The sequence below is a fragment of the Photobacterium sp. AWH4_225 genome (genome assembly GCF_056158405.1).
The window spans coordinates 1,199,261-1,219,912 of the sequence record NZ_JBSWTF010000004.1; the positions used below are offsets into that span (position 1 = coordinate 1,199,261).

Here is a 20,652-nt window from a genome sequence, read left to right on the forward strand (position 1 = left end):
CGGCCTTCCACGCCGCATCTATTTGTAACCTCATGTTAGGAGTTCATCATGGCAAATATTGTCTACATCGCAACCAGTCTCGATGGCTACATCGCCGATAAGAACGGTAACCTAGATTGGCTACACAGTATCCCTAACCCTGAGGGCAACGATTTTGGTTTCGGTGATTTTATGAACAGGGTCGATGCGTTGGTGATGGGGCGCAATACCTTCGAGACGGTATGTGGTTTTGACTGCGATTGGCCATACAGCAAGCCGGTTTTTGTCATCAGCAATAGCCTGGCATCCATTCCTGAGGGCTATCAGGACAAAGCGTTTTTGGTCAGCGGTGATCTAACAGGCATCCTTGCCGAGCTCAACGGCAAAGGCTTCAACGAGCTGTATATCGATGGTGGCAAGACCATTCAAAGCTTCATGGCTGAGGGATTGATTGATGAAATGATTATCACCACTATTCCAGTCATTCTAGGGGGAGGGGCTCCTTTATTTGGCGAAACAACATCACCTGTGAATTTTGTACTAAAACACAGTGAAGTACTGCTTGATACCATTGTTAAAAATCAATATGTGAGGGCTTAATGCTCTACCTTTTTTATTTTCAAAGCGTGGAGTAAATGTTTAAGCTCACCGACTGTTAAAGCGGGTATTGTCACCTTATTATTTATATATACGCAGCTTGTTATTTTATCTGCAAGTTGGTCTATTTCCATTTCGGTCATATTTGCATACCTTTTTAATCAAGCCGGCTGTCACAAAGTCGGCTGTCACAAAGTCGGCTGTCACAAAGTCGGCTTGATCAATTGTTTGATTGAATAGAGTATTAATAAACAACATGTTCAGCGGCTAACATCCCGTAGTTAAAATCTTTTTCTAGCTCTTCCTCGCTTAATTCAACCCTAGCATCCGTAGACAAGTCTGCTTGATGGCGAGCCGCTATGAACTGTGTTTTCTGTTTTTCAGCTTGGTGTGCTAACCCCTTGAAACAACGATTACAGGCTAGCTGGAAGTTGACCCCTTTCTGTTTACTGAAGAAATCTGGGCTCGATGCCTCAACCGTAATTTCTTTAGTTTTCCGGTCCAGATCCACGTGTACTTTGAGATCATTGGCAAGCTGGAACTTGTTCATCAACTTACCTGATTGGTAAACAATTGATGCTTTCATTGACTCGGTAATGGCAATATTGTTGTTGGTAATATGCATAGTATTTTCCTCAAGTATTATTTTTCTTTGTCAGTCAATTTAACGTCCATCCCTTTATATCGTATGGAGGTTATTGAATATGATGATTTAACTTCCTTATCCATAATATTATCCCGACATGAAGATATATAAACAGTCGTCTTTATTCTTTGTCTGAAATTATTATTTCTCGGCATTTATTTATCTCTATTTATTTGGCTTAACTTCAATGTATCACTGTGGATTGCCGGGTATATAGCTAAGTTTGGCATCATACGTTTCAATTTTGGTGGGAACTTTATTATTTATGATGGTGCCAGAAAACAAAGAAAAATAACGTTATTAAGCAACTTGTTTATTCACCCATTATATATAAAATCAAAAAAGCAGCCTAAATGGCTGCTTTTTCTTATTTATTTTCTAATTGCCTTTCACGGGGTTACATCTTAACCACCACTTTGCCCATTGTGCGCTGTTCACGAATCGCTTTAAGCTCATCCCCGACTTGATCAAGTGTGATGGTTTTCAGCTGGGGCACCAACACCTCACCCTCTTCCAGCAAGGCCGAAAAGGCTTCTCCGGCACGGACTAGGTCACGCTGTGCTTTCTCGCCATTACGGTGGCCAGAACCCAGGCTCAGCTGGTGAAAGCTCAACCCTTTCATAAAGGCATCCGGGTATGCCTCAGGGCGAACCGTCGAGACCAATTCGACCATCTCCCCTTCATAGCCCAAACAGCTTGCAGCAATGATATCGTTATCACCGCCAACACAATCCAAGGCGATAGGTACACCGGCACCATCAGTGATTGCCATTACCTGCTCGATTATATCTTGGCTGCGGTAATCAATAACATGGGTCGCGCCCAGTGAATGAACATAGTTGTGCTTGGCCTGTGAAGCAGTGGTGATAATCGTGTCGATCCCCATGGATTTGGCTAGCTGGATGGCAAAGCCACCGACACCACCCGCTCCGCCCAAAATCAAAATGGCATCTTGCTCCTGAGCATTCAGCTTATCGACCAAGGCTCGGTACGCTGTCCACCCGGCACATGGGCTGGCAGCGGCCACCTCAGCAGACACCTCTGGGTGGGCAACCAAAGTACGGGAGTCTTGCACCGCATACTCAGCAAAGGCGCCATGTGGGCGGAACATATCACCGTGATACAGCACTTTATCACCGGCCTGCCACTGAGTAACCTCTTCACCAACGGCAACGATTTCTCCGGATACATCCAGCCCGGGTACCCAATTGTCATTCATGCCAGTTGCGGCTGATTGCCAAAGGTGTATTTTTGAGTCGACCGGGTTCAAGCCGGCAGCGATAACTTTCACCACAACGTCAAAGCCCGCTGCCTTGGGCTTGGGGAGCTCTGCCATTACAAATTGATCATCACCGGCATGGTAGGTCAGTGCTTTCATCATCATCCTTTGTCCATTGCTAATAGCTTTAGCGCAGAGTGTTTTTGCTTGCAATGTACCAGAACAGTTTCAACAAAATAATCTTAATCTTTTTATTTCACTAAATTATATATCAACAGCTTACACCAACTTGATGGAATAACCCCCTCATAGCCGACATTACTTATCAATGACAGTCAGTAATATCACTCCCACAACATGAACGGCTAACCAGCACGTTCAACGGACCAATAGTGAAAGAGTGAAAGGTGAACCCGATGAACAAACACCTACTGACTAGCCTTATAACAGCCAGCCTGATTGCCGGGCTAGGTACAGCACACGCAGCGGTAATGGAAGGTTTTCCGGCTTCAGGCGAAACCCAAGTCACCGCCAGCAACTGGACACTGCCAACCTACAATCAGTGGGCGTTTCGCAATGTCGGCATCCACCCGTCAGTCATGGTGCCACGCGGTGGCGAGACGGTCGCTATCCCTTACAAAATGAATGAGTCTCTTGAGCAAGCCAGCTTTGAATACCAGGGCGAAAAGGTCACCCTGCTCGAAGCACTCGCCGCGGATCACACCGATGGGTATGTGGTGATTAAAGACGGACTGATTGTCTACGAGCGCTACTTTGGTGAATTTGGGCCACGCGACCACCACCTGTGGGCGTCCAGTACCAAGTCATTGATCGGTATGGCTGCCGGGATCTTGGTCGAACAAGGCAAACTAGATATCACTAAGAAAATTCCTTCTTACATCCCCGAACTAAAAGACAGCGCTTTCTCAGAGCGCACTGTTCGCGACGTGCTGAATATGATCACCGCACTGGATTACAGCGAGGATTACGTCAACATGGAGCCGGGTGCAACCAGCACCGAATACTTCCGTCGTCTTGGCTTTATTCCGGCCTATGATCTGATGGCGCTCGACCCGGCTAAGGACGATACCCCGAGGGGGATACAAGCCTTCTTGCCAAATATCGGGCAAAACCCGGATCTGTCACCTCGCCACAAGTTTGAGTACCACTCACCGAATGTCGATGTTATCGGCTGGATCATCGAACGCCAAAGTGGCCAACCACTACAGAAGTTCGTTGCGGACAATATCTGGGGCAAGCTAGGTACCGAGCATGACGCCTTCTTTATGACCGATATCGCTTATACGCCAGTCGCTACCGGTGGCTTCAATACCACTTTGCGTGACTTTGCCCGCCTTGGCCTAGCGATGGTGAACAATGGCCAATACAACGGCGAGCAGCTGTTCCCGGAAAAATGGGTCAAAGACACCTTTACCCTGACCGACGAAGAACGCCAGCATGTCAGCAATAGCCAGTACAAGGATACCGAACACGTCACTTTCGATGACAAGCTAACAGGTTACAAAAACTTCTGGTGGATCCATGACGAGGAGAAAGGCATTGCTACCGCCCGTGGCGTCTTCGGCCAAACCCTTTATGTGAACCAGGATAAAAACGTTGTGGTCGCAACCTTTTCCAGCGCACCAAGCGCCTCCAATGCTGCGAGGGATACTTATAAGCTGAAACTAGATATTACCCACCAGCTAGCCGAGCAACTATAAAGCTATTAGCTACCTGCCCTCATTTTTCCGCCTACCATCATCCGACCGTGGTAGGCGGTCTTTTTGATTTCCCATTATCTTAGCTAACCACTTGAAAAGCATTTGCTCTAGATTTAGCTTCTATAACAATAACCACTGCCGGAATCCGCCATGTTCACCCTTGAACAAATCTCTGCCTTCACTGCTGTTTATCAACACGGCTCATACAGTGCCGCCGCCAGGGCGTTGGACAAAGACCGGACTACCGTCAGGGAGCATGTGCTCAGCCTTGAAGATAATCTCGGGCTACCGCTGTTCACTATTCTCGGCCGCAGTGCCAGGCCGACAGATCTGGCCCACCGACTATTCCCGAGGGCTGAAATTCTCGCCCGACAGGCACAGGAGTTTACCCTAACCGCGCTGGCTGCTTTCGATCAGACCCTGACCACACTCAATATCTACCACGACGTCTTGTTGCCAGCGAGCATGGTGATCCAAATAGAGCAGCAAGCGGCGGAGTATTTCCCGCAACTTCAGCTCAACTGGCTCCACCGTAACCGCGATGAAACCCTCAATGACTTGGTATCGGGCGAAGCCCACCTCGCCATCATGCCCCACCGCAACAAGATCATCCCGGAAAAACAGATATGGTACCGAAACCTTGGCATGCTACCGCTGTCTATTTATGCCGGTAAAGATCACCCGCTGGCAGCCAAAACGAACGTCTCGATCAAAGATCTCCAGCTCAACAAGCAATACATCAGCGAGAACCATTTGCGGGCGGGAATAGACATGATGAAGATCTCGCCGCACCAGCACATCATCAGCAACAATGATGTGTTGATTGCCCTACTGAAACATCAAGGGTGGGCGGTACTGTCGCGGATCTTCGCTACGGAGTATGTCGAAAGTGGCGATCTGGTCGAGCTAGCACTGACCGATGTCGTCAATGCACACCGCCACGGGTTGACATTGTATTACCCAACCCAGCTAGAAAGTGATCCCACTATAGGCCAGTTCATTGAATGGTTCAGCAGCTATGCCAAGCAATATATGGATTAACACAACAGGAAATCGCCTAAGAAATGTATGTGTTCAGAGAAGAGCAATCCTATTCGCGTTTACTCTCACGGTACACTTCGGGGCTCTGCCCGGTCCAGCTGGCAAACGCCCGATAGAATGAAGTCGTTTCTTGAAAGCCAAGTAAGTAAGAAATTTCAGCTAAGCTAGTGCGTGATTTGGTGAGGTAGAACTGAGCCAGCTCCCTGCGGGTGTCGCTCAGGATAGACTGGTAATTTTCCCCTTCGGCCGTTAGCTTACGCTGTAAAGTGCGTTTGCTCATTGCCAATTCGCTTGCCACATTGTCGACCGACACCAACCCGCTCGGGATCAGTTCCAGTAATGCGCTTTTCACCCGCTCAGCGGTACTTGCACCGGCACTCAGGTTCGACAGCCGCTTTTGCAATTCAGGCTCGAAGAACTGCCACATCCCCGCGTTCTCTGTGAGAAACGACGCCTTGGCATCTTGTGCCCTGAAAACAAGTTCAACCACCTCTCCCTGCTCAACCTCGGTACCAAAATATGCGGTATACCGAGCGGGGTTGGCAGGAAGTATCGGACTTTTTACCGAGATAGGCTCGATGTGCTTGCGGGTGGCGGTTCGCACCAACTGGGTGAAAAAAACCAGTTCAATCATCACCATAGACCGAGGCAATAAATCCCCGGCAGATTCAGGGCAGATCCGTGCAATCGTGCATTCGTCGGTGATATCCAACTCCATCCGCATCGGTGCAATCAGCGGCTTAAAGCGCTGAATACGCTCAAGGGCGACATTTAAATTCGGACTGCACAAACTGGCAAACAGCGGTGGGTTAAAGCTCTCCACCGCGAACACATCCGCCATCAACAGAGCGACATCCAGCTCACCGGCAATTTCATCCAATGCCGAGAAGAAACGGAAATATTCCTCTTTGTTCATGTAAGTATCATCACGGCTGAGCAAATCTTTGGGTAAATTGGCAACCCGCAATAAATTGGCAGCGTCAACGGCCATGTCCTTTAACCATACCCGCCATCCCGGATGCACCTGAAATTTTGATGCCAGCTTCATAGCCTATCTCCCACCATACTTTGCCCGCTACTATCTTATTGTTTTTCCATCGCTTGGCGGGACACCTTAAGCACCATTTTGCGAGGTAGCAATGGAATAATCCAGTTCAGCACAAAGCGCAGCTGGCTTTCGTTGAATGCCACCAATTCGCCTTTTTCCATCGCTTGATAACCACACTCGGCAACCGACTTAGCTGATTTGGCTTTCTTCCAAATATCGACACCGTCGAGATCGCCCGCCGCTACAAAACCCGTCGCTACCGCGCCAGGACAAAGTGCCGTTACTGAAATATTCTTATCAGCCACTTCCTCGGCAATGGCTTGCGAGAACGAGGTGACATAAGCCTTGGTCGCGTAATACACGGCCTGTAATGGCCCAGGTATAAACGATGCGGTGGAAGAAACATTGAGAATTTTACCGCGTTTGCGGGCCACCATTCCCTGCAGATAATAGTGGGTCAAGTTAGTCAGAGTGACCATGTTAAGTTGCATCATTGCCTGATCGGCCGCCAGTTCACGCTCATAAAACTTTCCATGGCCACCAAAGCCGGCGTTGTTGATCAGCACATCGACCTCGATACCCTGCGCCTCAGTGTGCTCGAATACCTCTTGAGCAGCCGTCGATGACGACAGGTCTTTTGCCACCACGACCACCTGAATACCAAACTGCGACTCTAACTCCTGCTTCAGCGCTTCCAGCTTATCCAAGCTACGGGCCACCAACACCAAATCCCCTCCTTTGGCGGCATGGATGCGGGCCAGCTCTTCGCCGATCCCGCCAGAAGCACCAGTGACAAGCGCCACATTGGTCATGGTGGCAGATTGGATTTCAGGTTTTACTACTGTGTTTGACTCTGACATGGCGGACTCCCTAATGAGTAATAAATGTGTTCGTTAGGGATATAGTAGTGAATGGGCAACAAACCACACTGTCCGATCGCGCCATGGTGTTAGCCAATAGCGCCAAATCGCTATCAGATAAAACAATACCAATTTAATCAATAAATTGGCCGTAAAGTTGAAGGTTAGCGAACCATCACTCCCTTCACCTCCCCCGTTTTTATCAAGTGCTGCTCAAGCTCCTCTAATGAAGAGAATCGACCGCTCGCCACAGCAAAACGAGGATCATCAATACTGTCCGGTACAGCAAACGTCGTCATACCCGCCGCTAAGCCAGCAATCATGCCTGTCACGCTGTCTTCAATCACCACACACTGGTTAGCAGCAACATCCAGTTTTTGAGCTGCCGTCAGATACACGGATGGATGGGGCTTGCCATGTTCTTCATTGTCGGCACTGCACACCACCGAAAAATACTGACTAATATTCAAGCTATTAAGCACCGCATCAATTATCGGCATGCTTGATGAGGTTGCTAACGCAATTTTCACTCCTGCGCTCTGCAGGGTTTGTAGCAATGAAACACCCCCTCGTTTAGGCTCTCCATGCTGGCGAATAAGTGCAACAACGGCTTGCATGATACTAAGCTGCAGTTCTTCCGATGGTATATTCAGATTAAAGTGCTGACACCAAATCTTAGCAATGTCATCTAATCGGCGCCCCATAGTCAGGCGAATACAATCGTCAAACGTAGCAGTCATGCCATAGCCTGCCAATACGTCCACCTGTGCCTGTCGCCAATAAGGTTCAGAGTCAATTAGCACTCCATCCATATCAAAGATAACCGCATCTTTTTGCATCATACTTACCTCTTAATCATTGGTAATTGCATCCTAGAGCGACATTAAACGGCAATAAAGAGAAGAGTTCATACTCGCAGCCTTCCCCCTTTCCAGCTACGCCATAGCGTTACTTTTCTGGCTTTGGTGTATCTGTTCCCCGCATGACTGTCGGATAGTCAGCTTTGGTGAGAGAATGATCTGCTTGGCGGGCTCTTCACTGCCATTGATCCGCAATAGCAAGGCTTCCGCGGCAGTCCTGCCAAGCTCTTTGGCACAGGCCGAAACGGTGGTGAGGGGGGGCACAGTCTCGGCAGACTCGGGCAAGTCATCAAAGCCGATCACAGCTATATCTTCCCCAACGCGCAATCCCCTTTCCACCAATGCCCGCATAGCCCCGTAGGCAATGGTATCGGTGTAGCAGACCAGGGCGGTCAAATCTGACCTCTCGTTAAGCAAGTGCAGGGTTTCCAAATATCCTTGTTGCCGGCTGTTGTTTTCGCAGCTTCGTACCAACTGGTAGTCAGGCTCTATCCCCTGCTCCATCAACCTCCCCATATAACCGCTGACCCGGTGTGATGCCGTTTTCGATCCGATAAGATTGCCGACAAACCCAATCTTGCGGTGGCCGAGTCCCAACAGGTAATCGGTCGCTATCTGCGCCCCCTTGAAGTTATCGATCCCGACAAAGTCATATTCATCGAGATCCGGCGATCGCACCGCAAAAACCACAGGGACATTACGCCGCTTGAGGGCATGGAGGTAGTCAGTATCCAGCCGTTTGGCAGGGCATACCACTAACCCCGAGGTGTTCTGGCTCATCAGCGACTCAATAAAGCGCTGCTGCTTTTCGGCATCGGACTCACAGTTGGCAAGGAACAGCAGGTAGCCGTCGCTGTCGAGTTTATGGCTGATCCCCGCTGTCAGCTGGTTATAGATCGGGTTGGTGATGTCATGAAGCACCAGCCCAACTAGGTTGCTTTTCTTGCTGCTCAAATTGGCCGCCGACTGGTTGTACACATACCCCAGATCTTCAATGGCAGAAAAAATCCGCTCCCGGGTGTGCTCTGATATCCGCCCCTTGCCCCGCAGGGTCAGCGACACGGTCGTCGCACTGACCCCACAGAGTTTGGCGACATCATGGATGGTGGGTTTAGCCATGGTTAACTCCTGATTTATCGCTAAACCATTTATCCCAGAAAAAACCCCGATTTCTCGTGAACAACCTCACACAATCCCAGATATGGCGCGGGATTGTTGTGGTTTTTGAGTGGTTTAACGGGTTTACCAGTTAGGCCATTTAATTTGTATGGGTTTAAGGTAGGACACAGATAACGACGGCGGGAATGAGTAAGCCCTTCCTGCCAAAACAACATCAAACCTCTACCAAATACAACAACGAAACGGTGCCCTATGAACCTGAAAAACCTGGATTCGGTACAGCGGTTTGCCAAGGCCATGCTCTTTGCCGTGACCTTCATCCTACCGTTTGCCGCCATCATGATATCGCTCGGAACCATCGGCATGAGCCCCATGTTGCTGGGCGGGATCCCTTATGTCGGTGACCTATTTGCCTTTGTCGGCAAATACCTCAATGTCGGCGGCTGGGTGATCCTTGCCAACCTGCCTTTCTTCTTCACCCTATGTGTCGCCTCGTCCCTGACCGGCAACAAGCAAGCCGGGCCGGTGATCATCGCTGGCCTGTTCTTCTTGATGGTGCACAAGCTGATTGGTGAAATGAGTGTCTGGTACTTTGGCGATATCAAAGGCTTTACCGATATCCAGTCCCCGATGGATCTATTATCACCGATTGCCAACCCGGAATACGTCAACATCTTCCAGGATGTACTGGGGATGCCAACCTTCCGTATCGGTATTGTCGGCGCCATCATTGTCGGTATCCTGTCAGCCCGTATCTGGGAAAAGTACAAGACGTTCGACAAACTGCCGATGGCACTGGACTTCTTCAACGGCCAACGCTTTTGCGTGTTCGTCACCTTTATCTACGCCTTTATCATGGCGGCAGTGCTGATGGTAGTTTGGCCGATTGTCGGTGACGGCCTGGATGCCTTCAGTATTTGGGCAGCACAAAACGGTGATTATGCTGCGCCTTTCTCCAAAGCCTTCCTCGAGACCGCACTGCGCCCGATTGGCCTGCACCACGTGACCAATGCAGTCTGGGAATACACCCCAATCGGTGGTGAGTTCTACTCCGAGCTTAAAGACATGACCATCATCGGCCTGCACCAGGTTGGCCCGGCTCGCCTTGATGAAATTGTCCAGCTGTTCAACCTTGGCCGCATCGAAGATGCCCAGGCTATCTTGGCCGACCCGATGATGAACAAGATGATGTTCTACCAAGACTTCCATGGCTTGTTCACCCTACCAGGCGCAGCACTGGGTATGTACCTGGCGATCCCGAAAGAGCGCCGTACCGCCAAAATTAAATCTATCTACCTAAGTACGACCCTGGCCGTAGTTTTCACCGGCTTCTCAGAGCCACTGGAGTTCATGTTTGTATTCGCCTCACCGGTACTGTACGGGGTGAATGTGGCCTTCCAGTCAATCATTTCGATGATGCCGGACTTCTTCAAGCACATGTTCGATGACCCAGCGATGATGACCTGGTACTTCCGTGGCCTGCCGAACCTGCTGACCAACTACCTGGTACAAGTCGGCTTTATCCTGGGTCGCTGGTACGAGCTAGTGATACTGTTCGGTACTGGGGTGATTTGGTTCCTTATCTACGGTGTGACCTTCAACTTCATCATCCGCAAGATGGACGTCACTATCCTGGGCCGCGAGAAAGAAGACGAAGCCGAAGAAGCCAATGACTCTTTCGTTACCCGCATGGCCAGCCAGAGCAACAAGCGTGTCGAAGCCATGGTCCATGTTCTTGGCGGCCTCGATAACATCGACACCATTGATAACTGTATGACCCGCCTGCGCCTGTCGGTCCACGACAAATCGAAGGTCGATATGAGCAAGAAGACCTGGCAGAAGCTCGGCGCTCTAGATGTGGTCGATGCCGGTGGCAACAATATCCAAGCCATCTACGGTGCATCTGTGAGTAACATCAAGATCCAGCTCGAAGACTATGTCGACGAAGCCAGAAGCCAAACATCAAACGTAGCGAACCCACTCGCATTCGAATAACCCAATTAACAAACAAATATAAGCCCGCCCTTCCCGCCGGGAAGGGACGGACACCGCTTTACTGAGGAAAAATAAGATGTCTGATAAAAAAATCGCTAACGTTGTAATGCAAACACACTGGGACAACGAATGGTACTTCACTGACCGTGAAGCACAGGTCCAACTGACCTACAACGTGCGTGAAATCCTATCTATGCTTGAGCGCGGCGAGATGAAATACTTCCTGTTCGACGGCCAGACTGCCGCTATCCAGGATTACCTCGATGTCTGCCCGGAAGATCGCAGCCGCATCGTCAAGCTGGTTGAGGAAGGCAAGCTGTTTATCGGCCCTTGGCATACCCAAGCCGAGACGTTTGCGGTTTCAGGCGAATCGATGATTAACAACCTGATCTACGGGATTGAATACGCCGACCAGCTTGGCGGCTCATCCTACGTATCCTACCTGCCGGACAGCTTTGGCCATCCAACGGATTTCCCTAAAATCTTCAACGGCCTGAATATCGAAAACCTATCGATCCGCCGCGGCATGGGTGACAAGCACAACGTCCCAACCGAATTCTGGTGGGAAAGCAACGACGGCTCTAAGATCATGACCAACGTGCTGATCGACGGCTACCACTGGGCAGTAGACCCTTACTTCGAAGGTGACTTGCTGACACGTAACATCCGTCCTGAGTGCACCACCAACGACATGACCTCCCTGGAGCTTGCGGCCCACAAAGCGCCGACCAAGAACTTCCTGTTGCCATTGGGCGAAGACCAGACTCCGGCATTTGCCAACTTCTACGAGCTGCTGGACAAATACAACAAAGAGTCTGACCTGTACGAGTTTGTCGAAACCACTTACGACGAGTTCTTTGCCAAGGTACGCGAAGAAGCCGGCGACGCACTGCCGACCTATAAGGGCGAGCTACTATGCCCGCAATATTCGCGTATCCACAAGTCCATCAACTCGGTTCGCTACGATGTTAAGCAAATCCATGACAAGGTAGAGCGCCTGATGACCTACACCGTCCAACCGCTAATGGCGATGGCGGACAAAGTTGGCCTGCCATACGAGCGTGGCCTGCTGAAGGAAGTATGGAACCTGCTATCTCGCGCCCAGACCCACAGTGTTTGCACCAACACCGACGAAACCAACGAGCGTATCTATGTACGCCTGAAAGAAGCCTATGATCTGGCGCTGACAGCACAAGCCTTCATCGCCCGTAAGCTGGCGGTATCGTCCAAGTACGGTGATAACAGCACGCCAATGGTGGTGGCAAATACCCTACCGACGAAGCGCACATTCACCGACCGCTTCAAGATTTACACCAAGAATGAGCACTTCGCGCTGATCAATGATGGCCAAGAGCTGCCATACTCGATCGTCGGCAAAACCCGACCATACGGCGGTGTTATCCGCGGCGATGAAAGCCTGCATGACGAAGAGAAGTACTACTTCGTCACCGAAGTGGAAATGACTTTGGAAATGAATGGTTTCTCTTACAAAACCATTGAAGTCGATGACTCAAAAGCGGGTGCTGATGTCACAGTGGCCATCAACGAAACTGCCAATGTGATTGAAAACGATGATTACGAAATCATCCTAAAAGGTGGCGAGCTGACGATTGCCAACCGCAAGACAGGGGTGGTGTACACGGATGCCATTCGCTTTAGCAATGACTCGGATGCCGGTGACAACTACGACCACAGCCCAATGGAAAATGATTGGGAGCTAGATCTAGACCTTAACAACTCCTTGGTAACTATCGAGAAAACCCCTGCTACCCAAACCCTGACAGCCAAAGGCAAATGGTTGGTACCCGCAAACATGGAAGAGCGCGCAGCACGTATCACAAGCAGCGAGCTTGCGTACGAGCTGTCTCTGTCGCTATGCAATACTTCTGATGTTATTGGTGTTCACATCGAAGTGGATAACAAAGCCCTCAACCACCGCCTACGCATGCTGGTCGATTCCCAGGTCGCCAGTGAGTTCTCTTACGCCGGTACCCAGTTCTCTGAAATCGCCCGCGAAGTAAACCCGCCAGAGCTTAAAACCTGGAAAGAGGATGGCTGGTTGGAAGAGCCAACAACCACTGAACCGCTATTGAACACAGTGGCACTGAAAGAAGATGGCAAGTACACCGCAATCTTTACCCAAGGCTGTAAGGAGTACCAGATCGTTGGCGAGAAGTTCGACAAAATTGCCGTCACGCTATTCCGTGCATGTGGCCACTTTGGTCTGCCGGATCTATCACGCCGCCCAGGTCGTGCCTCTGGTACACCGAACAAGATCACCGCGACGCCAGACAGCCAACTGCAGAAGCGCCTGACGTTTGACCTTGGTATCGTGACAGGCTCAGATTACAAGTCAAACCTTGTCCGCCAACAGTACGTTGAGTTTGCGACCGATACGGTGTTCTACCACGAACAGAACCTATGCCGCGCGGGTGAATACAACATCAGCTTCTTTGCCACTAACCCACTTCGTGAGCAAGTGCCTGCTAACTTCAGCCTACTTGAAGTAGAAGCAACCGATGCGGTGTTCTCTACCCTGACCAAGGCGAAAGACAACAACGGTTACCTACTGCGTATGTATAACTGCGAAGAGCAAGCAATCGAAGCAGGCCAAATCAACACGGTTCATGGTTACCAGCCTCGTGAGCTGACTAACCTGCTAGAGCAAAGCCAGGGTGAAGTCACGCCAACCCTTCGCCAGGGTGAGCTTCGAACTGTCCGTATTGCCTAACCTCCCCGTAACAGTGGCCGGCCTATGCCGGCCACTGCCTGAGTATTCGATATGTTGATTGATGATCCAATTTTTTACCTCGTTGCCGTGCCAGCCATCCTGGTCTACGGTATCGGCAAAGGGGGCCTGGGCGGTGCCGTCGGCGACGTTGTCGTCCCATTCATGGCACTCGCAATTTCCCCTTCTTTGGCTGCCTCTATCCTGATGCCGATCTTGATCGTGATGGACATCTTTGCCCTGCGCCACCACCGCCGTAATGTCGACTGGCAGCAAATCAAAGCGATGCTGCCGGGTGGGGTTGCCGGAGTAGTCATTGCGGCCCTGTTCCTGAAACAACTGCCGGAGTACGGACTGCAAATCCTAATCGGGGCTATTTCGGTAGGATTTGTAATGCTTTATGTATTCAAGCGAAGCGCAACCGAGCACCAATGCGGCCGCTTTGGCGCCAGTATCTGGTGCGGACTGGGCGGCTTTACCAGTACCGCTATCCATGCCGGCGGCGGACCGGTAAGTATTTACTTACTTCCGCAGAAACTGGATAAACTCAAGCTTATCGGCACTATCGTCTGGTTCTTTGCCATTATCAATTTCCTTAAGCTGGGTGCATACACCTACCTGGGCGGGATGAGCATTGATAACTTGATGACCGCTGCTGTGCTGATGCCGCTGGCGCCTATCGGGGTGCGTATCGGTGTCTACCTGCTACACCGGGTCAGCCAAGATTTGATTTACCGCTTGTGTTACCTGTTCTTATTTATTTCCGGGTTCAAGCTGCTGCTTGATGGCATCAGCCAGGCGATGGGAGGATAAAACCTTCAAACACTTGTTGGTCTTCACCGAGCTGATTTCACTATCCCAGTCCGGCAAATCCCGATATGATTGAGGGATCAAGCCCAAAGGTAATACAATATGACCAATAAGAACTTTGCATTGGCAGCGACCGAGCTGCTCAACCGCCGCGTTGCTGGCACCAAAGCAGCACGCCTTGACGAGCAGCAGCGCCCGGCCAATGTCGATGATGCACTGAAGATCCATGCGGCAATGATTGACCAGCACAGCGACAAAGTCGGTGGCTGGAAGTGCCTACTACCACTTTCAGACGATAAGTTTGTAGTGGCACCTATCTTTGCCGACACGATTCAAACTGGTGCCGATCTGCAAGGTAACAGTTGTGCACTTTTCGCCGACAACAATGTCGTTCGCATCGAGCCGGAAATTGCTTTTATCCTGAACAAGGATCTCCCTGCGAACCCTGAAGGTTACAGCGAAGAGCAAATCAACGAAGCAATTGGCCCATGTCATATGGCACTGGAGCTGATGCAGGCACGCTTTGCCGACGACAGCGGCGCCGAGTTCTTCGAGAAACTGGCAGATTGCCTGGTCAACCAAGGGATGTTTATCGGCCCGGAGATCAATCGTGAACAAGCATTCGCAGCAGCCAAGATTGACATTACGGTGAGCCAAGGTGAGCAAGTACAAATATTCGCGGGCGAGCACCCGAACTCGCTACCGCAGAACCCAGTGTACTGGCTAATCAACTATATGACCCGCCGTGGCATGCATTTCGCGGCAGGTGAAGCCATTATCACCGGTTCATACTGCGGTATTGTTGAAGTCGAGTTTGATAAACCAACGACTATCAAATACGACGGCATCGGCGAGTACCAAGTGACTTTCCAAGAGAAAGCCTAAAATGAAAAAGCGGGAGCACTAGGCTCCCGCATATTCTGAAAGGTGTTGGCTGGTTTGATAGTAAGTATTAACTTACCTGAAGCTCAGCCGCCTGTGACTTTACCAAACGGTATTTCTTCAGGGTTACCGTAATCAAGCAAGTTACAACAGCACCGACGATCATACACATTACAGCGATAACCGGCTTGTTCATCGCACCCAGTAGCGCCACAATCGGGCCACCGTGGGCAACGGTGTTGGTAATGCCGAACAGGAACGCCATTACACAAGCCACCATGCTACCAATGACATTGGCTGGGATAACAGTCAGTGGGTCACGGACGGCAAACGGGATAGCACCCTCACCGATACCCACAAAGCCCATCGCCCCTGCCGCTTTACCCGCCTCGATTTCAGTCTGGTCAAACAGGCCCATCTTGCGGCCGATAACAGTAGACATCCACATCGCCAACGGCGGAACCGGGAAGGCACAAGCCAAGGCACCCATAAACTGGGTCTGACCGCTGGCAATCATGCCGACACCGAACAAGAAGGCTACCTTGTTAACCGGGCCACCCATATCAAAACCGGACATGGCACCGAGGATCATCCCCAGGATAATGATGTTGCCACCGCTCATGTTCACCAGCATTGCATTCATCGAGTCGATCATTCCCGCCACCGGCGCACCGATAAGGGTAATGAAAATCACCGCGATGAAGAATGTACCGGATAATGGCGCAATGATAATTGGAACCAGCGGCTGCATCACTTTCGGGTAATTCAGGCTGGTGACCCAGCGGATGAAATAACCCACCAGCAAGCCGGCAATAATGGCACCGATAAAGCCTGTCCCGACTTCCGAACCGTAGAACGAACCGTTGTTGGCAATCCAGCCGCCAATGAGGCCCGGGGCCAAGGCAGGGCGGTCACCCACTGCATAGGCAATGTAGCCGGCCAGAATTGGGATCATCAGGGTGAATGCCACGACACCGACATCCAATACCGGTTGCCAGAAACTGCCTTCAGGGATCTGCATACCTTGTTCGGTTGGCACACCGCCAATGGCCAAGGATAGGGCAATCAGCAAACCACCAGTTACCACGAACGGGATCATGTAGGACACGCCGTTCATCAGGTAGGTGTAAAGCGCCGAAGTCGCCTTGGTTTTCTGGGCTGGTGCCTGATCGCTCTCACCACCGGCCTGGGCTTGGTAAGCCGGCGCCTGCAGCGCATTCTCAATCATCTGCTTGCCGCGTTTGATCGGCTCTTTCACACCGCTCTTGATTAGTTTTTTACCGGCAAACCGGTTCATGTCTACCTGCTTGTCACAGGCCACAATGATGGCATCGGCACGAGCAATCTCTTCGGCACTCGGGCTGTTCTTGACCCCAATTGAACCATTGGTTTCGACCTTGATTTCATAACCCAGCTCGGCAGCTGCTTTTTCCAATGATTCAGCGGCGAGGTAGGTATGGGCAACCCCGGCAGGGCAACCGGTGACACCGATCAAAAAGCCTTTGTTTGCAACCTCTGCTGCCGGCTCTTGCGCTGGATCCACTTGTTTTTCTTCAAGCAGCAAAACCAGCGCTTCCTTAGGGGTCTTGGCTGCCAGCAACGCATCAACAAACCCGTCTTCAATTAGCTTGCTAGATAGCTCGGCCAACACCTCGATATGGTGGTCAGCACCGCCATCAGGGGAAGCAATCATGAAAAACAGCTTGGATGGCAAACCGTCTTCCGAACCGTAATCAATGCCTTCGCGGCAGATACCAATCGCAACCGCAGGCTCAACCACCGCCTTACTTTTGGCATGGGGGATCGCAATACCATCTTCAAACCCTGTGCTGCCTTGGGCTTCACGGGCCTGGAGATCAGCAACAAACTGGGCCTTGTCGCTGATTTTCCCCTCGCGTAACAGGAACTCGGACAAGGTATCAAACACGTCGTCTTTGCTTGTGACCTTCAAATCGAGGCACATCAAATTCTCATTAATAAGAGATGTAATCATGGCAAACTCTCTTTTGTTGTAATGAGCGGCCCTGCCAGCAGGGCCACTTAACTGTAGGAACAGATAGATTCAGGGTTAGTTGCGCACGTAAGCCTTGATGGTGGCAATTTCCTGGCCTTCGCTTTCGCCATACGGGCGGATAACGTACTCACCAACCGACGCAGGAATCACGAAGGTTTCCGCGTAGTGCACCACATAAGGTTCGAAGGCACCGGTCGGGCTCTCGACAATCGCCTCACGGCCTTCAATCAGGTTGAGGACATTGACGTTGCCGCCAGTGTGGTGGCTCACTGCCTTGCTGAACCAGTGGCGGCGGGTTTCGATGAACTCTCGCTCATGCAAGCCAGTGCGCTCTTCGCGCCAACCATCGCCCTCGCCAATGAAATCGACACGGTTGACCAAATTCTCCTCAGTCCAATCGGTATCGCGGTCCCACTGGATCACTTCCTTGCCATGCTCCAGGTGAACCGGGCGTGGCAAGCCGTCCATTCCCAGGCGATCCCAATCCCACAGCTTAAAGGTAAAGATATACGGCGTTGCACTGATTTCCAGTACCATCGCATTGCTGCCGGAGCAGTGGATTGTCCCTGCCGGGATCAAGAAGTGGTCGTGTTTCTTGGCTGGGAACTTATTGATAAAGCGTTCGTCATCAAACGATTTTTCACCGCGCTGCGCAGCCTGGAGATCGGCCATCATCGCATCCGGGTCGACATCGTTTTTCACGCCGAGGTAAACCGTTGCATCATCACCGGCGTCAAGCATGTAGTAGCTCTCGTCCTGGGTGTAGTGCATGCCGAACTCCTGCTGGATGTATTCGGTCAGCGGGTGGACTTGCAAGCTGAGGTTCTGTCCCTGCATGGTATCGAGGAAGTCGAAGCGGATCGGGAACTCGGCACCGAAACGGGCATGGACCTCTTCACCCAGCAGCGCACGGGGCTGCAGCATCACCAAATCCTGGGATGGGATTTCGACGCGGATACCATCCACCATCAAGTAAAGGCTGTTCTCTTCCGGCACACAGTCAAAACACCATGCGTAATTTGGTTTGTCCGGATCAAGGTCGCACACTTCCTTCATCCACTGGCCACCCCATACGCCCGGGTCAAAGAACGGCACAAGACGGAAAGGTTGGTTTGTGGCCTGCTCAAGGCCGGCGCGGAACGCATCACCGCTGATCAGCTTCGGAGTATCGGCTACATTGGTATCAAGCAGAAAATCCGTACGCTTGAGCAGCGGGGTCTTGTAGCGGTCGAAGACACGCCATTCGATGAAGAATGCACGCTTGTATCGGCGCAGGACATCCTCGTCATTGTTCTCGACACCCCAGTTGCCAATTTCACCACGGCGGTAGCGCTGCTGGATTTCCCAACGGGCCAGATCTGCATAGACATGGACATCACCATCGTGGATCAACGAGGCACCCGGGCCATAAACCACCACCAGCTTCGATTGGCTCTCATGGACATTGCGCTTGAGAGCATAAACCTGCTCATCATCGAAGAACTCAACCAACTTGTGCGGGGCAATCACACCAAACACCCTGTCATCGGTGATATGGCGCTCGATCATGGCGAAGATTTTCTCTTCTGGGTATTTCGCCTGCTCTGAGCACAACAGCAGAGCTTGGGGGAATGCAGCCGCCAGGGCCTGCTCCAAATCGTTTAGGTTAACGCCAGGGTAACAGTCGACAACCAGTACGGTTTTGTCTTGGCCCAAAGCGTGGATCTTGCTGTCAACCGCATCAAACAGGTTATCCCAGCCCTGCCAACTCTGGCCGGCGAAACCTGCCACATCGATATGGGGGAATTTGTCGTAGTTTGCTTTTTGGTTGTTCAAATAGCTCATGATTGCACCTCATCAATTCGTTGAGGTGAAGATATATCGATTAACCACCAGCCATCAATTTGGTTAATGTGTTTAACCACTCAGTTATGGTTTAAACGATTAACCTTGGCTTTTTGGCGTGATTAATGTCACAAAAAGGTCGCTTTTCAACCATTATGATTAGATTAAACGATTAACCTTAGGTTTAAATCTATCATGGCTACCATTGTTGATGTTGCCAAGCACTGTGGTGTTTCTACCGCTACCGTGTCTATGGTACTGAGAGATAAAGGAAGAATTTCCGACAAAACCCGCCAGCGTGTGCTCCAGGCCATTGATGAGCTGGGCTATGTCTACAACCAAACCGCCGCCAACCTGCGTAACCAGCACAGCAATCAGATCGGCCTGCTGCTCAATGATATTACCAACCCATTCTACAGCGAGATGACAGCCGGGCTGAGCCAGGAGATGGAAGACAATGACCTGATGCTGTTTTTGGCCAATAGCGAAGATGCCGTTGCGCGGCAGAAGAAATTCATCGAGTCCCTGCTGAGCCAGAAAGCCGGCGGGCTAGTGCTCTGCCCGGCCAAAGGGACAGACCAGCAGTTCCTTGCCACCCTCAAACGGCGCCAGTTGCCGGTGATCCTGGCAGTAAGGGATATTGAAGGCACCGACTATGACTATGTCGGTACTGATAACTTTTACGGTGGGCAACTAGTCACCCAGCACCTGCTTGGTCTCGGCCACCGCCACATCGCCTTTATCGGTGGTGACAAAGCCTCGAAAAACCGAGCCAGCCGGATGGGCGGCTACATGAGCAAACTGATCGAGCATAATATCACCCCGCAACTTGGCTGGATGGCCACCTGCCCGGCAACCCGCAATGGCGGCGCTGCGGCAATGGCAACCCTGCTCAAGCATCACCCGGAAGTGACTGCGGTGGTGTGCTACCACGATATTGTCGCCTTCGGGGCAATCCGTACCTTGCGCCAACACCAACTCGAGCCAGGCAAGGATATTGCCATTACCGGTTTTGACGATGTCCCGGAAGCTGCCGATACCTATCCGGCCCTGACCACTATTTCTGTCTCGGCGAGGGAGATCGGCCGCCGTGCCGGTGAAGCACTGCTAGAGCGTATCCGCGGCAATACCGAACCCCAAAAGCGGATCATCATCCCGCCGAAACTTGTGATCCGCCAGTCCTGCGGCTACACGGATCCCAATGACAACGGCTAGTGTACGATTTCCGGAACGATGATCAAGCAACGATCCGAATGTCGCCTTGATCATCGTTCCACTGTTTTCGATCGAATCCAATCAAGAGAGTCCT

At 51.2% G+C, this 20,652-nt stretch carries 16 protein-coding genes; 8 read left to right on the forward strand and 8 right to left on the reverse strand.

All coding sequences use genetic code 11. From position 1 onward, the window contains the following. Window positions 1-48: 48 nt before the first annotated feature. Window positions 49-579, forward strand: coding sequence for a dihydrofolate reductase family protein (locus tag ACXAD4_RS22640; protein ID WP_475244272.1), 531 nt, complete (start codon window positions 49-51; stop codon window positions 577-579). Between the two features lie 241 nt (window positions 580-820). Here ACXAD4_RS22640 and ACXAD4_RS22645 read toward each other — a convergent pair whose 3' ends face one another. Then, window positions 821-1,201 (reverse strand): HPF/RaiA family ribosome-associated protein, encoded by a 381-nt coding sequence (locus ACXAD4_RS22645; protein ID WP_475244274.1) that lies wholly within the window; start codon window positions 1,199-1,201, stop codon window positions 821-823. Between the two features lie 418 nt (window positions 1,202-1,619). Beyond that, window positions 1,620-2,600, reverse strand: a complete 981-nt coding sequence (locus tag ACXAD4_RS22650; protein WP_475245618.1) for a zinc-binding dehydrogenase — start codon at window positions 2,598-2,600, stop codon at window positions 1,620-1,622. A gap of 257 nt (window positions 2,601-2,857) precedes the next feature. Between ACXAD4_RS22650 and ACXAD4_RS22655 the strand changes: the two genes are divergently transcribed. Together ACXAD4_RS22655 and ACXAD4_RS22660 are read left to right on the forward strand one after the other, a co-directional pair. Next, entirely contained in the window at window positions 2,858-4,162 is a 1,305-nt protein-coding gene (locus ACXAD4_RS22655) for a serine hydrolase domain-containing protein (protein ID WP_475244275.1), read from the forward strand. Between the two features lie 150 nt (window positions 4,163-4,312). After that, window positions 4,313-5,203, forward strand: coding sequence for a LysR family transcriptional regulator (locus ACXAD4_RS22660; protein ID WP_475244276.1), 891 nt, complete (start codon window positions 4,313-4,315; stop codon window positions 5,201-5,203). Between the two features lie 49 nt (window positions 5,204-5,252). On the opposite strand, the gene ACXAD4_RS22665 is transcribed toward ACXAD4_RS22660, so the two are convergent. From ACXAD4_RS22665 to ACXAD4_RS22680, 4 genes are all read right to left on the reverse strand, one after another. Then, the gene (locus ACXAD4_RS22665) at window positions 5,253-6,251 is read right to left on the reverse strand and encodes an AraC family transcriptional regulator (protein WP_475244277.1); all 999 of its coding nucleotides are present in this window, start codon (window positions 6,249-6,251) and stop codon (window positions 5,253-5,255) included. A gap of 35 nt (window positions 6,252-6,286) precedes the next feature. After that, window positions 6,287-7,063: an SDR family NAD(P)-dependent oxidoreductase gene (locus tag ACXAD4_RS22670; RefSeq protein ID WP_475245620.1), complete on the reverse strand. Its 777-nt coding sequence runs from the start codon at window positions 7,061-7,063 to the stop codon at window positions 6,287-6,289. Between the two features lie 212 nt (window positions 7,064-7,275). Next, complete coding sequence (gene hxpB, locus ACXAD4_RS22675) at window positions 7,276-7,953, reverse strand: hexitol phosphatase HxpB (RefSeq protein WP_475244279.1); 678 nt, start codon at window positions 7,951-7,953, stop codon at window positions 7,276-7,278. A 93-nt stretch (window positions 7,954-8,046) separates the two neighbouring features. Continuing rightward, window positions 8,047-9,090: a LacI family DNA-binding transcriptional regulator gene (locus ACXAD4_RS22680; RefSeq protein WP_475244280.1), complete on the reverse strand. Its 1,044-nt coding sequence runs from the start codon at window positions 9,088-9,090 to the stop codon at window positions 8,047-8,049. Window positions 9,091-9,342: 252 nt separating this feature from the next. On the opposite strand from ACXAD4_RS22680, the gene ACXAD4_RS22685 reads away from it, so the two are divergent. From ACXAD4_RS22685 to ACXAD4_RS22700, 4 genes are all read left to right on the forward strand, one after another. Next, a complete protein-coding gene (locus tag ACXAD4_RS22685; RefSeq protein WP_475244282.1) occupies window positions 9,343-11,085 on the forward strand; it encodes a PTS transporter subunit EIIC in 1,743 nt (580 codons plus the stop codon). 76 nt (window positions 11,086-11,161) lie between these two features. After that, a complete protein-coding gene (locus ACXAD4_RS22690; RefSeq protein ID WP_475244284.1) occupies window positions 11,162-13,816 on the forward strand; it encodes a glycoside hydrolase family 38 N-terminal domain-containing protein in 2,655 nt (884 codons plus the stop codon). 54 nt (window positions 13,817-13,870) lie between these two features. Further along, a complete protein-coding gene (locus ACXAD4_RS22695) occupies window positions 13,871-14,626 on the forward strand; it encodes a sulfite exporter TauE/SafE family protein (RefSeq protein ID WP_475245622.1) in 756 nt (251 codons plus the stop codon). Window positions 14,627-14,725: 99 nt separating this feature from the next. Then, complete coding sequence (locus tag ACXAD4_RS22700) at window positions 14,726-15,508, forward strand: hydratase (protein WP_475244285.1); 783 nt, start codon at window positions 14,726-14,728, stop codon at window positions 15,506-15,508. 67 nt (window positions 15,509-15,575) lie between these two features. On the opposite strand, the gene ACXAD4_RS22705 is transcribed toward ACXAD4_RS22700, so the two are convergent. Then, window positions 15,576-17,498 carry a PTS fructose transporter subunit IIABC gene (locus ACXAD4_RS22705; protein ID WP_475244287.1) on the reverse strand — a complete coding sequence of 641 codons (1,923 nt, stop codon included), beginning with the start codon at window positions 17,496-17,498 and terminating at the stop codon, window positions 15,576-15,578. A gap of 75 nt (window positions 17,499-17,573) precedes the next feature. After that, window positions 17,574-19,343, reverse strand: a complete 1,770-nt coding sequence (locus ACXAD4_RS22710; RefSeq protein WP_475244289.1) for a class I mannose-6-phosphate isomerase — start codon at window positions 19,341-19,343, stop codon at window positions 17,574-17,576. Between the two features lie 195 nt (window positions 19,344-19,538). Between ACXAD4_RS22710 and ACXAD4_RS22715 the strand changes: the two genes are divergently transcribed. Next, the gene (locus ACXAD4_RS22715; protein ID WP_475244291.1) at window positions 19,539-20,558 is read left to right on the forward strand and encodes a LacI family DNA-binding transcriptional regulator; all 1,020 of its coding nucleotides are present in this window, start codon (window positions 19,539-19,541) and stop codon (window positions 20,556-20,558) included. Window positions 20,559-20,652: the final 94 nt, after the last annotated feature.